Here is a 17,270-nt window from a genome sequence, read left to right as displayed (position 1 = left end):
TGCAATGCAGGGCTTTTTTATTCCTAATCGTGGTATTATACCAACCCGCAATAATACTTAATCATTTTGAGGGATTAAACCTGTCGCTAACTGCGTTAAAAATTCCTCATTTAGAACAACTAAATAACTAAATTTTTGCCTTGTTATCAACGAGGTTTTATCGCCTCAAAATAGACTACTTAATTAAGCGGATTGGTATTAGTGGTTCATGGTTTTACTATTAATGTAATCGGTTAGTGCAAATAACACGCCCGACACCACAAACGTGACATGTATTAACACCTTCCAGAGTAGCTCATCTGTTGAATGGTTGTTTGAGCTAATAAACACTTTTAAAAGCTCTACAGCAGAGATGGCAACAATGGCGCTTATTAATTTCATCTTAAGACCTGAGAAACCAACCTTCCCCATCCACACAGGCCTGTCTTCGTGGTTTTCTATATTCAACTTTGAAACAAAGTTTTCGTAACCACTAAAAATAATGATCAGCAAGAGCCCTGCTAAAAGTGCAGTATCAACTAAGGTTAAAATACCAACCAAAAGCTCTTGGTTTGACGCTGTAAACGTATTTAAGGCCATGCTGTATAAATATTTAAAGAACTTTAGCAGCAGTAATACCACTGCGACTAATAAGCCAATAAAGAATGGCGCTAATAACCAACGCGAACGAAAAATAAAACTCTCAACAATTTGCTCTAGTTTGGTTGGTACTTTCTTTACTTTTGAATGAGTCACGTGTTCAGACATAACTAAAATCTCTTTCCTTTAAAATTAACGAGATAATACGTGGAAACAAAACGCTTTTACCAGCATTGTAGGTTAAAACAACGCTGATTTTTTGCTTATCTTTACGATAAAAAAATTTCGTTATCTTTTTTAGAGATTTAGTTTATAAATTCACTCAAGCAAAGTGAGATACACATTGCGCACCATTACTGTGCAATTTAGCCGGTAATAATTAATTTTGTTGATTAGGAATAATTAAATGAAAAAAGCATTGCTAGCACTAATTTTGGCACCTGTTTTAAGTGTGTCTGCAACAAATGCAATCGCTAACGAAGCACCTGAAGCATCTGCTGAAATGATCAAAGAATACACTGAAATGTGTTTAAACTGGGCGAAAGATGATGACATCAGCAACGAAGAATTAAAGCCATACGTTTTAAAATGTGTAAACGATGAGCTTGAAGCTGAAGGCTATAAAAAAGTTACAGACGTACAAATCTAATTAAACGTTTGAAAGAATGAGAAAAAACCGGAATGACACAATGATGTGCGCTCCGGTTTTTTATTTTAATGGCTATTAAAATCCGCCACAGCACTTAATAAAAATAATAACGAACCTATCATGAACAACACCACACCGACTGTGGCGTACTCTATAAATGAGGGTAAAAATAAAGTACTGCCGAAGAAAAACGCACATGCTGATGTGATATTGACTAACGCGTTGACCTTAAGGGCAAGTGTAAACTTCATATTCCTTTCCTCATTCTGTTAATTCAGGGATAAAGTGAAACGCTTTAACTATGCGATTCCAGCTGTTTATCTCTAACACAACCGTCGTTAGGGCCACGATATCATTTTCGCTAAAGATAGCTGACACTTGATTGTACACATCATTTTCAACATGCTTATCAATGATATTTGTTAATGACTCAGCCCAGGCGAGTGCTGCTACTTCTTCTTGTGAGAATACTGGTACTTCTCGCCACGCTGCCAGTACATCTAGTCGCTGTTGACGTTCACCATGGCTTCTGAGTTCTGCTGAGTGCATATGCTGACAAAAACCACAGCCATTAATTTGCGATACTCTGAGTCTGACTAAATCAGCAAGCTTCGCGGTTATATTTGTACCTTCTGGCAGTGTGCTCAGTCCTGTTAAGTGTTTAACGAGGCCTGGGTTAAGTGAATATACTTGCTGTTGTGATAAACGTGTTTGCATTTTAAATCTCCTGTCTTGATGTTGATGACACAATAACAACAGCCTAAAAGCAAAGATTGGTAAAAAACGACATTCGCAGGAGATAAAAACAAAAAAGGGATTGCAACTGCAATCCCTTTCGATATGAAGGTAAATTTACTTCTTAGCCGGGGCTTTTTTCTTAGCTGGCGCTTTCTTTTTACTCTCTTCTACCCACTTACCACTTTGATAGTGAGCGGTCCAACCTGTCGCTTTGCCATCAACTTCACTCATTACATACTGCTCTTTATTTTTGCGGCTGTAACGAACAATTGATGGGTTGCCATCAGGATCTTGTGTTGGCGCATCAGCTAGATAATAAAACTTTTCAGAGATACGGTCTTTAAAGCGCTTCAGCTCTTCCACTTTAGGTGCGCGTGTCTCACGTGATTTAGGGAAGGTATTTGCCGCTAAGAAAATACCTGACGCACCATCACGCAGTACAAAATATGCCTCTGACTTTTCACACTCAAGTTCTGGTAAATGAACTGGGTCTTCTTTTGGCGGCGCGGCTTCACCGTTTTTAAGTAATTTACGTGTATTTTTACATTCTTCATTACTACAGCCGAAGTACTTGCCAAAACGACCTGATTTTAACTGCATATCTGAGCCACATTTATCACATTCGATAATTGGGCCGTCGTAACCTTTAATTTTAAAGGTACCTTGTTCAACGATATAACCCTTACAAGCTGGGTTATTACCACACACATGCAATTTACGCGTTTCGTCAATTAAGTATGAATCCATTGCCGTTTCACAGATTGGGCAACGCTTCATTTGCATCAATGATTCTGTTTCAACGTCTTCAACATCGGCAGCAATCGCTTCATCACCAGGCACCAAATTCATGGTTGTTGTACAACGCTCTTTAGGTGGCAAGTTATACCCCGTACAACCTAAGAACACGCCCGTTGAGGCGGTACGAATACCCATTTTACGGCCGCAAGTTGGACAATCGATATCTGTCTCAACCATTTGGTTTTGACGCATCCCCCCTTGCTCTTCATCACCTGAAGCAATTTCCAACTGAGTTGAAAAGTCTGCATAAAATTTATCGAGTACTTGTGTCCATACGCGCTCACCTTCTGCGATATCATCCAGACGACCTTCCATCTTAGCGGTAAAATCAAAGTTCATCAGATCTTCAAAGTTTTCGACTAAGCGGTCTGTAACAATCTCACCCATTTTTTCAGCGAAGAAACGGCGATTTTCAACGCGTACATAACCACGGTCTTGAATCGTTGAAATGATTGATGCATACGTAGAAGGGCGACCAATACCACGTTTTTCTAATTCTTTAACTAAGCTTGCTTCACTAAAACGTGCCGGTGGTTTTGTAAAGTGCTGTTTAGGGTCTAACTCCACTAATGTGAGTACTTCACCCTCTTTAACCGCAGGCAGCGACTGGTCTTCTTCATTCTTTTTACGAACAGCTGGCTGAACCTTTGTCCAACCATCAAAGCGAAGTACACGACCTTTTGCTTTTAACTGATAATCACCTGCGCCTACCGTTAATGTGGTTAGGTCATATTCAGCGGGTACCATTTGGCAAGCAACAAACTGACGCCAAATAAGTTCATACAGTTTTTTAGCATCCGCTTCAACGCCGTCTAAATGACCAGAGAGCACGGTAACGCTTGAAGGACGAATCGCTTCGTGCGCCTCTTGCGCATTGCCTTTAGAGCTATAACTAATTGGGGCTTTTGGTAAATACTTTTCACCAAATTGCTCTGTCACGTAATCACGACACATTTCAACAGCATCTTTCGATAGGTTTGTTGAGTCGGTACGCATATAAGTAATGTGACCCGCTTCATATAAGCGTTGTGCCAACATCATGGTCTTCTTAACACCATAACCTAGGCGTGTACTTGCTGCCTGTTGCATGGTTGAGGTAATAAATGGTGCACTTGGTTTACTTTTACTTGGCTTTTCTTCAACGCTAATGACCTTGTACTGGGCTTTTTCAAGTTCATTAACGGCAGACATTGCCTGTGCTTCATTTACAGGCTTAAAAGCCTTATCAGCGTGTTTAGTCACTTCTAAGCGAAGTGCAGCTTCGCTATTTTTTACATCGGCATGCACATCCCAAAACTCTTCTGGAATAAATGCTTTAATTTCACGCTCTCGCTCAACAAGCAAACGCACTGCTACCGATTGCACGCGACCTGCTGATAAACCACGAGCAACTTTAGCCCACAGTAATGGCGACACCATAAAGCCCACTACACGGTCAAGGAAACGACGCGCTTGCTGTGCGTAGACCATGTCAGTGTTTAGTTCACCGGGTGTTTCGAATGCCTGTTGAATTGCATTTTTAGTTATTTCGTTAAAAACAACTCGCTTATACTTTTCAGGCTCGCCACCGATAATTTGTTCGAGGTGCCATGCAATCGCTTCCCCTTCTCTATCCAAATCGGTTGCGAGATAGATTTTATCGGCGTTTTCAGCAAGTTTTTTTAATTCTTGAACAACTTTCTCTTTGCCCGGTAAGACTTCGTAATGCGGTTCCCAACCTTTTTCAGGATCAATACCCATACGGGCAACAAGATTTTTATAATCGCGTTGCTTTTTATAGGCAGCTTTTTCTTCTGGTGACATTTTTCGAACTTCTGCAGGCGTTTTTGTTGCTGCAGTTTTCGTTTTGCCCGAACCTGAAGTTGGTAGATCACGCACATGTCCAACGCTGGACTTTACGATGAAATCGTTACCTAAGTATTTATTAATTGTTTTTGCCTTTGCTGGAGACTCTACAATTACAAGTGATTTGCCCATAGTTGCCTATTTCTGACCGAATATTTTAAAAGTTTTTTGCCCTTATAAATGTATATCCATCACATTAAACAAATAAGTATGATTTTTTAACATTGGAGCACGAATATTTATAGGTATATCTACAAACACCAATTGTTACAAGCTTTTAATCGAAACTTTTCTTCATTGAGTGAATAATTAAACAATTTTTGTTGCTAATTTAGTCAATGTGGTGTTTTGCGGTAATTTCAAGGGGAATATATAGAACAGCAACAAAAATGCCAACCTTCTGGTTGGCATTTTTTTAAATTTAAACAAATAACTACTTATTAGCCATCGTCACTTATTGCTATTGAAGCAGTTGAAACATTGTCTTTGCCTGTTGTGAATTCAACAGTTAAATAACCATCTGTTTTCTTATTTGCTTCAGCTTCACGGCTAATCGTAAGGGCAACCCCAGTCGCTGTTGTTCGGCTTGTATTACCTATATCAAAACCAGATGTACCACTGTAATCACCATTATCTGCACTAATTGCAACCGCGGTGCCTGAAGGCATTGGGTTGTTATATATATCAGAGAAATAAATCTCAAAGCTCAGTGCTGCTAACTGATTTCCCGAATCAGCGGTAGTAATGTTAATAGAGCCTAAATCACAGTAGTCAGTATTTGCTGTCGCTTCTAAACGAGCGATAATTGCACCTGACTGAGTATCTGCTTGTCGATAAATTGTACTACAGTTCTCAATATCCACAGCAAGTTGCATTGCATTATCTGTAAATACAGTTGGATCGTCCTCTGTTGTTTCAGCGAGTGCTTCAGCAAAGCGATTTCGAAGCTCATCTTTTGTTACCACGAAGCGACTGTATGCAAAGCTCCCTGACATAATGATCTCAAACGAATCACGAACATCAATTAGCTCTTTTGTACATAAACTTTCAAATGTTGCATCTTCATCTGGCTCTGTCGCATCTTCAGAACACTCAAGGCCGTTATACTTACCATCAGCAAGTGTATGCATCTCATTTAAGTCAATATCGAAGTTCTCTTCAGTGTGACCTGCATTTGTGTTCGTTGCGCTACATGGGTCGCTTGCATCACCTTCTTGGCAGTTTTCAGCAGCCTTTGTAATCGTTGCTGTAACAGGATCATAAATTGCTGCTAAGCCATCATAAACACCATTTTCATTATGATCAACAAAGGCTTCTGGTAAGTCATAACCACTATAATATTCATTTTTGTCAAAACGACCATTACCATTAATGTCGATAAATGACTCTTGACCTTTGGCTGTCACAAGCACTGTTGCACGACCACCGAGCGGTACACCATCGTCATCAAACGCGGCATTTAAAATGCCCGCCATACAAGGTGCTGCCACACCAAAATAAAGGTCGCAGTTAATTGCACTTGTTTTTGGATTAGTGCTATTAATTTTGTTGCCCCATTTATCTTCGCTAAATGGAATCGGATTTTGTGAACGCCACTGTGCAACGCACGCACCATCAACAGTATTACATTCAAGTTGAGGATTAAACTCCTCACCATCTAATGTCCCTACAGCGCCACCTTCAGTCGTTAAATAAACCGACGTGCCATCTGGTACTGGGTTATTAAAGTGATCTGCAACATAAACCGAAATATCCGTAGTATCACCAATGTAATTTAATGCTTCAATGTTGATGATTTCTGGGCCAGCAGTAAAGCTATTACCATCAGGTAAGCCAGAGCTGATTGAAACAAGATCTGACACGCTGGTTACTTGCTCATCAAGTGCAACTAACGAAAGTTCCCCTGTCGGACATGATACATTGCTATCACGGTCTGCTTCATCTAGAAGACATTCGTCATAAAGCTCTTTCCAACATGTCACATTGTTGTTTTGATCCGTTGGGATTTGATCATCAGGAATATAACAAGCTTGTACACGCACTGCTTGCGGCACAAAACCAGAGTTAATTTGGATGCGCGCTAAGCCTTCTGAGTCAGTTGACACACTAGCATGCGAGTAACCGCTTGCATCAGTTACTTCAGAGAGAGAAATACCACCATTGGTCGAACTTAAGCGGAAATCTAAGCGTTTTTGTTTTGCAACATTACCAATTGCATCGGTAAGTTTAAATGTTAGTTGGCTTGTTTCTTGGCGTGACACACCACCCGTGCCTTTTAATGCAAGCACATTAGCAGACGCTTCAACAAATTCGATTGCGCTTACTTCAGCAGCCGATACAGGCACATTTACTGATACCACTTTTGGCGTACCACCAGTTAATACTGTCGCCGTTACTGTATCGCCCTGCGAAGTGTTACAGCCGTTACTTCTGTAAGTTGCTGTTGCAATGCCGCTAATACTGGTTGCGGTTTCATCCATTACAGATAAATCTGACTCAACACACCCTGAAGTGAACTCAACATCAAGAGGCGAAACATATAAATCACCTGATGCATCGTAAATTGTAACCGTGATGACAGTTGTCGCACCTGCAGCAAGCGGCACAAATTCGTCATCAATAACATTACCTGAGCCATCTAGCTTGTTATATAGACCATTTGAAATTTCAACGCTCAACTCAGCTGTTGCAATTTCAAATGCTTTTGAAGAAGTCACAGACTTAGCAGTCACAGTAACCTCGCCCGCACCACTATTTGCGCCAGGCTGTAATTTTAAAATGGCAAAACCAAAGTTATCAGTTAGCGCTTTACCTGATTCTGGTAATAAACCACCAAGATCAGTCGAAAGCTCAGCAATAATACCGTCGATACCGTCGCCCGAGCTTGTATCAGTTACTTTTACCATGACATCGATTAGTTCGTCAGATGAGAACTGATTTACAACCGTACAACCTGACGTTAAGTAAGTAGTTTCAAGAGATGTTGTGCTGCGATTAGCATCCCAATCAGTCGCACAACCTTGAAGTAATTTAATATCAAGTTCAGCTTCAGCACTTTCGACAGGCGCATCATCACCATTTGAAATAAACCCAGCTACTTTTGTAATGCTGTTACCACTTTCATCTGTGTAAGTAGCCACAACTTGTCCTGCGCCTTTAGAGTCACCACTACTAAGTGTAACGTATGCCTCACCGTTTTCGTCCGTTAAAGCAGTCCCCAATACAGGCGTGATTTTACCTGTATAGTTCGTAGTAAATGAAATAAGTTGCCCATCCAGTGGCGTATCATCATCAAGTAAAGTCGCTGTAACCGTACCCTTGTTATCTTTGCTTACTGGGTTATCAAGGGAGAATGGCTGGCCTGAACTATCTACGATGTTCAAGCTAAGAGTCACACTACCACTGACACTTGAGTCATCGGTTTCAGAGCCATCGGAAGTAAATCCAAAGGTATCAGTGTAGGTTTCACTGTCGATTACATATGTTGCAGTAACAATCCCCGCACCAGCAGTATCGCCCGCAGTTAACGTAATAGATGCCACACCGTCTGTATCGGTTAGGTCGGTACCAGAAACAGGATCTAGTAAACCGATATCGCCATTGAGGCTAAAGTTAATTACAGCACCAACTACGGCTTCATCATTGTTAGTGAGTGTTGCCGAAATGGTTAACGGTGCGTCTACTGTAACTGCATTCGCTGTTTCCGTCGTTGATTGGCTGTAACCCTGAACAGACACAACATAGTTTGTCTCTACGGTTGTGCCATCATCTCCGTCTGATGAATCACTGTCTAATGATCCACCACCGCCACAGGCGGCTAACAATGAGATGAAAACTAAAACACTTAGCCATCGCAATAAAGGCATCGACCTCTCCCTAGTTAGCTATTTTTTACTTATTTGATTGTTTACCTAATATTAACCTAAAAATTAAACGAAGATCATAATTTTTTTCCTTTAAAGGCAACGAATTTATTTCACTATTTATCGAATTTTTCTGTATAAAAATCTTCATGCTGGTAGTCTATGACAAAATTTATAAAAAAATAGTCTGGGTGTATGTCAAAAGTACGATCTTTAAGCCTTACATCTCGTATCATGGTAGGTATGGTACTAGGTGTAATCGTTGGTTTTATCTTCCAAGCCATTTTAGCGGGTGAAGACGATTTCCTTATTCCACTAGGGTTATTCTCTTTACCAATTAAAGCATTTTTTGTTGATGGTATTTTCCATGTTGGTGGTCAAATTTTTATAGCAAGCTTAAAAATGCTTGTCGTGCCACTGGTTTTTGTATCATTAGTCTGTGGTACTTGTAGCTTAAGTGACCCTAAAAAATTAGGCCGTTTAGGTGGTAAGTCTATTTTGCTTTATTTAGCGACAACAGCAATCGCCATTACTGTTGCTATTACTTTAGCCTTATTAGTTAATCCTGGTGAGGGCATTAACTTACCTTCTGATGCTAACTACAGTGCAAAAGAAGCACCAACCCTTGCACAGGTCATTATTGGTATGTTCCCAACAAACCCTATTGACGCTATGGCAAGTGGTAACATGCTACAGGTTATTGTGTTTGCATTACTGTTTGGTGTTGCTATGGCCCTAAGTGGTAAAGCAGGTCAACGTGTTGCAAATGTATTCGAAGACTTAAACACAGTAATCTTAAAACTTGTTACCCTACTGATGAACATTGCACCTTATGGTGTTTTCTTCTTAATGGCTAAACTATTCACTACCATTGACCTAAAACTAATTAAAAGCCTTGCTTTATACTTTGGTGTAGTGGTATTCGCGTTGTTATTCCACGGTTTTGTTAATTACAGTGTGCTGTTAAAAATGTTCACCGGTCTTAACCCTGTGATGTTCTTAAAGAAGATGAAAAACGCCTGTCTTTTTGCATTTAGTACATCTAGCTCAAGTGCAACTATGCCTATTACCCTTGAAACGGCAAGCAAGAAATTAGGCGCACATAATTCGGTTGCTTCGTTTACTGTACCTTTAGGCGCAACCATTAACATGGACGGCACAGCAATTATGCAAGGTGTTGCGACCGTGTTCATCGCACAGGTATTTTCGGTTGATTTAACAATTTCTGATTACTTAATGGTTATTTTAACTGCAACACTTGCCTCTGTTGGTACTGCAGGTGTGCCAGGTGTCGGCCTTATTATGTTAGCCATGGTGTTAAACCAAGTAGGCTTGCCTGTAGAAGGAATTGCAATCATCATTGGTGTTGACCGCTTACTTGATATGACACGAACAGCTGTTAACGTAACAGGTGACTGTATGGTGACCTGCGTGGTCGCAAAATCTGAAGGTGAATTTGATGAGGACGTATTTAACGACCCAAATGCCGCTAAAGATTTAGAAGACTATCATAAGTCAATTAAGTAATGACTTATCTGCAGCCAATAAAAAACCCGCTAATTTAGCGGGTTTTTTATTGGCATTTTTCTTTTGCTCATTGGTTATGGGTTTAAGCCTTTTAAGCGAGACATTAAACTAACACCCGCTTTACTTATCCCTGAACTTAAACCTACGGCAAGCTTATCGCTTAAATTCTTCTTAATACGATACTTGACTTTATAGATTTGACGCTCTTTCGCTTGGCTCAATAAAATATCATCACTGGTATCAATCTTATCAACTAAGCCTTTATCAAATGCTTGTGTAGCAAACCAATGCTCACCGGTTGCAACAGTATCAATATCAAGAGACGGACGCTGCTCACTAACAAAGGTTTTAAATAAACCATGGGTTTGTTCAATTTCTTCTTTGAATTTTTCACGGCCTTTTTCGGTATTTTCACCAAAAATAGTTAACGTACGCTTGTACTCACCTGCTGTAATTTGCTCAAAGTCCACATCATTCTTTTTCAAAATTTTATGAAAGTTAGGAATTTGCGCAATTACGCCAATCGAGCCAACAATTGCAAAAGGTGCCGCCACTATCTCATTGGCCACACAGGCCATCATATAGCCCCCACTTGCCGCAACCTTATCAATCGCAACAGTTAAATGAATGCCAGCATTGCGTAAGCGTTGTAGTTGAGATGCCGCCAGACCATAGCCATGAACCACACCGCCGCCGCTTTCAAGGCGTACCAGCACGCGATCTTTTTCTTTGTCAGCGATGGTTAAAATAGCGGTAATTTCTTCTCGTAGACTTTCTACTTCGTGGGCATCAACACTGCCATTAAAATCAATTACATACAAACGTGATTTTGGCTCGTCGTTGTGCTGTTTTTTTGCTTCAGATTTTTGCTGTTTTTGGTGAGCCTTGAGCTCTTTTTTGGAAAGGGTATTTGCTATAAAGCTTTGTTTTAAGTCATCAAGTTGCTCACTCAAATCATCAATTGTTATCTCCCCTTTCTTTGCTTTGGGTTTTACTGCAGCGCCCATGATAATGGCTACAATCACCGCAAGTGCGATGACAAATGTGAGGGTCTTTGCAAAAAATAACCCATATTCATATAAAAATTCCAATCAAACTCTCCATTTATTAATGCATCGGCACAATTTACCACGCTTTAAAGTAAAAAAAAGCCACATAAAGTGGCTTTTTACTTAATTGGTTTTACTTAATTAGTAAGGTTTCGATTATTCTGTAACAACTTCTGGGTTGGTAACCTGAAGATATTGACCACGGCTTGCTAAGAACGTCGCGATTTGCAATTGCATTTCTGCAGTTGCCGCAGCACTTTCTTCAGCAGTCGCACCAGAATCAGCGGTTGCAACAGGTGTTAACACTGAGCTGTGATGGCCTTTAGTGAATTTAACCACATAGCTCATTGCATCAGCTGTCGGGCCTTGTGTTTCAGCAACGGTTGATAAACCCATTAGGTTAGCAAGAGGTAAGCTACCAGCAATTGGGTTGCTTGATACTGTTGGTGGAATAACCATATCAGCATTGTTGTTAGCACCATCGCCAACCACTACACTCATGTACACTGGCGTGCCAAGCGCTGCAACAGATGATGCATAGTTAGATGGATCACCACTATCAAGGGCTGTTTGCGCAGCAAAAGCAAACTGAGTGATCACACTTTGAATATTTGCAAGTTTTGCAGTTTCACCCGCAACCGTTAACGCGCCAATATATTCTTTATAGGCACATGTAACGAACGCGGTTTGATTAGCAGCAAGCGCACCACAGTTTGATAATGCTTCATTTTGAGTATAGGCACCAAACTCAGCTGACTCATCAATACCCGCAGCAAGTAATACAGATCCTTGTACAAATGGACCAAATGTATTTGACTCAATTAAGAAGCTTGCGATACCACCGCCACCACTGGCAAGTGCCACACTTTTCACGTTGAACATTGGATCAACTTGGTCAGCAAGCGGTGCATTAGTCACAGCAACAAATGCTGGAGCAACTACCGAGCCTAATGAATGACCTAAGAATGATACATCTTGCGCATTTAAATCAGCAGCACCTGTAAAGTTAAGACCTAAGCGTAAACCAAGTAAATCTGCAACTGATTGACGTAAGCTATCACGCGCTACTAATAACGACTGTAAATTCATGTAGCTTAATACAGAACCTGTAGAAGCATTAAAGTCGTCAGTACCGTCGCCGTCTACATCAACACCACGCTCACCATGCATAGGGTGATCGATTGCTGCTGTTGCAAAGCCTTGCATTGTTAGCTGCGCTGTAATTGCTAGCATATCTTCTTTTTTAGAAGTAATACCGTGCTGAAGAATAACAACAGGCCAGCCTGTCTCAGGCATGCTTAATGCGTCTAAGCCAAGCTGAGCTCGCACTGCATTGATCACAGGTAAAATTGGTTTAGTAATTTGCACTGGCACATTAGCGATACTTTGTGTTTTTGGAATTGTGTTGTACTTAGTTAGGTGTTTAGTTTGATCTAAGCCTAAATCTCGTAACTTGCCACCACTTAACGCCATACAAAGGCCATCAGTTTCGCTAATAGGGTCTGTTGGGAATGAATCACCCGCTGCTGCTGCATAACCTAATACAGCTACACCACTGTCACAGAGACCTTGCCAATACGTTGCAGATAAATCGGCAACCGTTTTGCCGGTTGGTGTGGCTAAATACATAGGTAACATCACGCTACCCTTTTGATATTGCACACCACCAAATACAGGTGACACACCGGTAATACCTTGCGATGCGAATACTTGCTCAACTGTAATAACTGGTTGCTCAGGAATTTGCACCATCGGCGTTGGTAGTGCATCTTGCGTTAAACTTGCGGCAAGAAGTTGCTTTACTGTGCCAAGCACTTGACCTGCAGATTGCATAGTCATCGCAGCAGAATAGATAATTTCATCTTTTGTGATGGCACCGCCCGATGTCACTGCATCTTCATAGCTATTGATAACTGCTTGAAGTGACTTTTGCGAATCAGTAATAAGCGTAGTCTCTTCGCTCACTAGCGCATATGTTGAAGATGGCTCGATTGAACGACCTTCTGAGTCCATTAATGATGTTGTCAAAACATTAATGTAAGTGCTGCCAGCTTTAAATGGTTTAAGTGGGATCACAGCTACTGCATCACCAGAACCTTGAGTGACGAAGTCTACGCCAAAGGTTAATTCAGACACTAGTTTACAAGCAATACCTGCTGGGACTTGCGAGCAAGTTTCATCTGTTTGGCTTGCACCCATTACAACTTCAAAAATACGCACAGCGCCTGGTGAAGCAGCAGATGTCATATCAAGAGAGATCCCCGCAGGGAAAGTTAAATCGATTTTAAACGGAGTTTGTGTTGACCAGCCATCAAGCGCGCCCAGTGCTAGTTGTGGATCGGCATAGGCTGCGCGTTCAACGCTGACATTGTTGTCGTCTAATTCACCCGGTATGTTTAAAGTACCATCAAGGGTACCACTCATCAGTAAATCATTCGGTACTGAGATTACACTGTTCGCTGGGTCAAATTTTACTGTCGCGGTTGGGAGAACAGGAGGATTATCATTTTTAACATCTTCTAATGTTTCTCCTCCACCACAGCCAGTAATGGCTGACGCAATGGCTAGTGAGAGTAGCAGTTTTTTCATAATTTCGCTCCGCGCAAATCTTATTGTTATTGTGTGTTCAGGGTTAAAAGTAGTTATTCTACTACCTTTATTCTAAGTTAATTTAATGTAATTAGATTATTAATAAGACATTAGACCAGTTAAAGTTAACGTAAAGTTTCAATTTTCGCCACCTTAATTTGCAATAAATTCGATAACTTGGCTTTTTGCTATGGTAAAATGATGAAAAATCTAATCGATGGTACGTTTATGCATACTTATACAGCCGCAGAGAATGCGCTAAAAGACAAAGTAATTTTAATAACAGGTGCTGGTGACGGCATTGGTCGTGTTGCCGCATTAACTTATGCAAAGCATGGTGCCACTGTTATTTTATTAGGAAAAACAACCAATAAACTTGAATGTGTTTATGACGAAATCGTAAACGCGGGCTACCCACAACCGGCCATAGTGCCGATGGATTTAAAAGGTGCCACTAAACAAAACTACCGTGATCTAGCTGCAACCATCGAAATGCAGTTTGGTAAGTTAGATGGATTACTTAATAACGCAGGTATCTTAGGTTCATTAGGTCCGCTTGAGCACTTCTGTGTATCAACATTTGAAAACATCATGAAAGTGAATGTAACCGCACAAGCTATGATCACTAAATTCATGTTTCCACTGCTTCGTAAATCAGATAGTGCATCTGTTATTTTTACTTCATCAGGTGTTGGTCGCAAAGGCCGCGAACACTGGGGTGCATATGCAATCTCAAAATTTGCTGTTGAAGGCATGATGCAAACTTGGGCTTGTGAAGTGGGTAAAACTAATATTCGCGTAAACTGTATTAACCCAGGTGCTACTCGCACATCGATGCGTGCATCAGCATACCCTGGTGAAGATAGAGATAAGTTAGCAACACCTGAAGATTTAATGCCGACTTATTTATACTTGATGAGCGACGACTCTAAAGAAGTGAACGGTCAGTCTTTAGATGCTCAACAGAAGTAAAGTAGATAGCTAACATCTAAATACAAAAAAAGCAGCTTTCGCTGCTTTTTTAATTTTCGATTAAATAAAACGTTTGATAATAAAATCAACTTTTACACGTTTGGCCTGCCCCAACAGCTTTTTAACCGGTGCAGGATAATCATCCATCGTTTCTAAGTCTTGTGGACCAGTTAAGCGACGACAATGCTGTAAAATAGCCTGCTTCTCTTGTTCAATTTGCTCAAGAATGTGCTGCTTAGGGTCGTCAATTAAAATACCGTTTTCAATATCTAAGCCCCATGCACGCGGATTTAAATTATGGCCACTTAATAAATGCAAACGTTTATCAGCGCAGATCCCTTTTAAGTGAAAAGAATTACTTTCATGCTTCCAAAGATAAACATTCAAATTACCATTATTGATATGGCGTTTCTGTGACTTTAAAAATTTATACAAAATCGTTTCGTATAAATAAGGTAATGCACCAATCTTACTAAATGGTTCACTTGGCGGCAGATAAAAATCGTTTGCTGTTTTATCCCCTACCACAATAGTTACTTGCTTACCCTGTTTTAATAAACGACGTAATGAGCGCATTAAAGGCGCTGGAAAGTTAAAGTAAGGGGTATAAAGAACAAGTTCTTGCTCTGTGGTATCAAATAACGATTTGATTAAACGATTCAGTTTATTACTTCGGCGACCTAAACCTAAGAATAAGCGCACACCCAGCTCACCAGCACTCGCTTCTGCAGCACTTTCATAACTTGCCGATTTTAATTCACGCATCAATTGTTTTTGGGCGACTTTAATATCATTAAATTTAATAAGTGGTCGCGTATCAATCCGTGGGACCGCCGCTGAACTTAAAAGATGGGTTTCGATAAAATCGATAACCGAGTTACATAAGCCTGCTTGATGAACTAAAAAATAACGGTCTAAGCGATAACGGTCATCTTGCTGCAGATATACATTATTTAAACTCGCGCCGCTGTATAATAATGTATCATCAATCACAAAGCCTTTTAGATGCAGTACCCCGAAAAGCTCTTTCGCTTTAACAGGAACACCATGTACTTTCACATTTGATTGATACTGCTCTTGAAAATCACAATACATGCTGGCATTGCCATCAGATTTTGCTGCGCCAATCAAACCTCGTTGAGCACGGTGGAAATCGACCAGCACTTTAACTTCTAACTCAGGGTTAGCAAGCGAGGCTTGATGTAATGCAGTTAAAATTTCACGGCCAGCTTCATCATCTTGTAAATACAAAGCGGTAATATAAATTCTATTTTTTGCTGAACCAATTAGACGCAATAGTTCAGTGCGATACTCTTTTGCATTTGTTAAGACTTGAACGTCTTCTGTAGTCAGCCCAAAAGCGGGCTTTTCCTGCCAAAATACCATAATTGCCTGTTCGTTTAGTTAGCTCATACCGCGAGCTAATATCAAAATTAGCTAAAACATATCAAAAAATTATTGCTTGGTCATGAATTACCGTACTTAGATCACATAACAATTCACGAACAGCTCACTTTATAAGCAAAAAGAAGCATTTAAATTATAATCAGTAAGGATTATTTGACAGCTTAGCGATTTGACTAAAAAAATAATCAGCGCTTTTGTTTACATCCGCCTTGTTTTTCTTAGAATCGGGCGCATAGACATCGTATTGAAACGTTTTTAGGAAAAACCATGAGTGACGCAAAACACTGTAAACTATTAATCTTAGGTTCTGGCCCTGCGGGGTACACAGCGGCGGTATACGCAGCACGTGCCAACCTTAACCCGGTTCTTATTACTGGTATTCAACAAGGTGGTCAATTAACGACAACCACTGAAGTTGAAAACTGGCCAGGCGATGCGCATGGTTTAACTGGCCCTGCGTTAATGGAGCGTATGAAAGAACACGCTGAGCGTTTCGAAACAGAAATCGTTTTTGACCACATTAATAAAGTTGATGTAACAAAACGCCCTTTCACTTTAACAGGTGACTCTGGCACGTATACATGTGATGCATTAATTATCGCAACCGGCGCGTCAGCTAAATACTTAGGTTTAGAATCAGAGACTAACTTCCAAGGTCGTGGTGTTTCTGCTTGTGCTACCTGTGATGGTTTCTTCTACCGCGGTCAAAAAGTAGCCGTTGTAGGTGGTGGTAACACTGCTGTTGAAGAGGCTCTTTATTTATCAAACATTGCAGATGAAGTGCATGTTATCCACCGTCGTGATAGCTTCCGTAGTGAAAAAATCTTAGCTGATCGTTTAAACGAAAAAGCGACAAACGGTAATGTTGTTCTTCATTACAACCGTACTTTGGATGAAGTGCTTGGTGACGAAATGGGTGTAACAGGCATCCGTATCAAAGCAACTGATACTGAAGAGACAGAAAACCTAGATCTTGCCGGTGTGTTCATTGCAATCGGCCATAAGCCTAACACTGATATGTTTGAAGGCCAGCTTGAAATGAAAGATGGCTATTTAGTTGTTGAGTCTGGCTTAAACGGTAACGCAACACAAACAAGTGTACCTGGGGTGTTTGCTGCAGGTGATGTGTGTGATCACATCTACCGTCAAGCAATTACTTCTGCGGGTACGGGTTGTATGGCTGCACTTGATGCAGAACGTTTCTTAGATAACCTATAGTTAGTTGATCTAAAGCACTAAATACTAGGGGCTGTT

The 17,270-nt window shown here is 40.6% G+C and carries 12 protein-coding genes; 4 read left to right on the top strand and 8 right to left on the bottom strand.

What is annotated here, in order from left to right; all coding sequences use genetic code 11:
• Nucleotides 1-198 precede the first annotated feature (198 nt).
• On the bottom strand, nt 199-747 hold the full coding sequence (locus tag C2M33_RS06395; RefSeq protein WP_063705705.1) for a TIGR00645 family protein: 549 nt from the start codon (nt 745-747) through the stop codon (nt 199-201).
• A gap of 238 nt (nt 748-985) precedes the next feature.
• On the opposite strand from C2M33_RS06395, the gene C2M33_RS06390 reads away from it, so the two are divergent.
• Nucleotides 986-1,228, top strand: a complete 243-nt coding sequence (locus C2M33_RS06390) for a hypothetical protein (protein WP_063705707.1) — start codon at nt 986-988, stop codon at nt 1,226-1,228.
• 65 nt (nt 1,229-1,293) lie between these two features.
• Here the strand turns inward: C2M33_RS06390 and C2M33_RS06385 are convergent, their stop codons facing one another.
• From C2M33_RS06385 to C2M33_RS06370, 4 genes are all read right to left on the bottom strand, one after another.
• Nucleotides 1,294-1,479, bottom strand: coding sequence for a YrhK family protein (locus C2M33_RS06385; RefSeq protein ID WP_063705710.1), 186 nt, complete (start codon nt 1,477-1,479; stop codon nt 1,294-1,296).
• A 10-nt stretch (nt 1,480-1,489) separates the two neighbouring features.
• Complete coding sequence (locus C2M33_RS06380) at nt 1,490-1,945, bottom strand: carboxymuconolactone decarboxylase family protein (RefSeq protein WP_063705713.1); 456 nt, start codon at nt 1,943-1,945, stop codon at nt 1,490-1,492.
• A 135-nt stretch (nt 1,946-2,080) separates the two neighbouring features.
• Nucleotides 2,081-4,741: a type I DNA topoisomerase gene (gene topA / locus C2M33_RS06375; RefSeq protein ID WP_105174028.1), complete on the bottom strand. Its 2,661-nt coding sequence runs from the start codon at nt 4,739-4,741 to the stop codon at nt 2,081-2,083.
• Nucleotides 4,742-5,049: 308 nt separating this feature from the next.
• On the bottom strand, nt 5,050-8,475 hold the full coding sequence (locus C2M33_RS06370; RefSeq protein ID WP_105174027.1) for a hypothetical protein: 3,426 nt from the start codon (nt 8,473-8,475) through the stop codon (nt 5,050-5,052).
• A 192-nt stretch (nt 8,476-8,667) separates the two neighbouring features.
• Between C2M33_RS06370 and C2M33_RS06365 the strand changes: the two genes are divergently transcribed.
• On the top strand, nt 8,668-9,999 hold the full coding sequence (locus C2M33_RS06365) for a dicarboxylate/amino acid:cation symporter (RefSeq protein WP_105174026.1): 1,332 nt from the start codon (nt 8,668-8,670) through the stop codon (nt 9,997-9,999).
• A 74-nt stretch (nt 10,000-10,073) separates the two neighbouring features.
• Here the strand turns inward: C2M33_RS06365 and sohB are convergent, their stop codons facing one another.
• Complete coding sequence (sohB, locus tag C2M33_RS06360) at nt 10,074-11,090, bottom strand: protease SohB (protein ID WP_105174025.1); 1,017 nt, start codon at nt 11,088-11,090, stop codon at nt 10,074-10,076.
• 114 nt (nt 11,091-11,204) lie between these two features.
• A complete protein-coding gene (locus tag C2M33_RS06355; protein ID WP_105174024.1) occupies nt 11,205-13,637 on the bottom strand; it encodes a VolA/Pla-1 family phospholipase in 2,433 nt (810 codons plus the stop codon).
• 228 nt (nt 13,638-13,865) lie between these two features.
• Here C2M33_RS06355 and C2M33_RS06350 point away from each other — a divergent pair, with 228 nt between their 5' ends.
• On the top strand, nt 13,866-14,609 hold the full coding sequence (locus C2M33_RS06350; RefSeq protein WP_063706185.1) for a YciK family oxidoreductase: 744 nt from the start codon (nt 13,866-13,868) through the stop codon (nt 14,607-14,609).
• Between the two features lie 60 nt (nt 14,610-14,669).
• On the opposite strand, the gene pssA is transcribed toward C2M33_RS06350, so the two are convergent.
• Nucleotides 14,670-15,995 (bottom strand): CDP-diacylglycerol--serine O-phosphatidyltransferase, encoded by a 1,326-nt coding sequence (gene pssA, locus C2M33_RS06345; RefSeq protein WP_105174023.1) that lies wholly within the window; start codon nt 15,993-15,995, stop codon nt 14,670-14,672.
• Between the two features lie 288 nt (nt 15,996-16,283).
• On the opposite strand from pssA, the gene trxB reads away from it, so the two are divergent.
• Nucleotides 16,284-17,234: a thioredoxin-disulfide reductase gene (gene trxB / locus C2M33_RS06340; RefSeq protein ID WP_105174022.1), complete on the top strand. Its 951-nt coding sequence runs from the start codon at nt 16,284-16,286 to the stop codon at nt 17,232-17,234.
• The last annotated feature ends 36 nt before the right edge of the window (nt 17,235-17,270 follow it).

It is taken from the genome of Pseudoalteromonas sp. T1lg122, assembly GCF_002964825.1.
Lineage (GTDB): Bacteria > Pseudomonadota > Gammaproteobacteria > Enterobacterales > Alteromonadaceae > Pseudoalteromonas > Pseudoalteromonas gelatinilytica.
The sequence above is the reverse complement of the archived record's forward strand: the minus strand, read 5'-3'. Positions and strand labels throughout refer to the sequence as shown.

Coding starts and splice junctions, on each gene's coding strand:
- C2M33_RS06395 (WP_063705705.1), bottom strand. CDS start 747: ATGTCTGAACACGTGACTCATTCAAAAGTAAAGAAAGTACCAACCAAA.
- C2M33_RS06390 (WP_063705707.1), top strand. CDS start 986: ATGAAAAAAGCATTGCTAGCACTAATTTTGGCACCTGTTTTAAGTGTG.
- C2M33_RS06385 (WP_063705710.1), bottom strand. CDS start 1,479: ATGAAGTTTACACTTGCCCTTAAGGTCAACGCGTTAGTCAATATCACA.
- C2M33_RS06380 (WP_063705713.1), bottom strand. CDS start 1,945: ATGCAAACACGTTTATCACAACAGCAAGTATATTCACTTAACCCAGGC.
- topA (WP_105174028.1), bottom strand. CDS start 4,741: ATGGGCAAATCACTTGTAATTGTAGAGTCTCCAGCAAAGGCAAAAACA.
- C2M33_RS06370 (WP_105174027.1), bottom strand. CDS start 8,475: ATGCCTTTATTGCGATGGCTAAGTGTTTTAGTTTTCATCTCATTGTTA.
- C2M33_RS06365 (WP_105174026.1), top strand. CDS start 8,668: ATGTCAAAAGTACGATCTTTAAGCCTTACATCTCGTATCATGGTAGGT.
- C2M33_RS06355 (WP_105174024.1), bottom strand. CDS start 13,637: ATGAAAAAACTGCTACTCTCACTAGCCATTGCGTCAGCCATTACTGGC.
- C2M33_RS06350 (WP_063706185.1), top strand. CDS start 13,866: ATGCATACTTATACAGCCGCAGAGAATGCGCTAAAAGACAAAGTAATT.
- pssA (WP_105174023.1), bottom strand. CDS start 15,995: ATGGTATTTTGGCAGGAAAAGCCCGCTTTTGGGCTGACTACAGAAGAC.
- trxB (WP_105174022.1), top strand. CDS start 16,284: ATGAGTGACGCAAAACACTGTAAACTATTAATCTTAGGTTCTGGCCCT.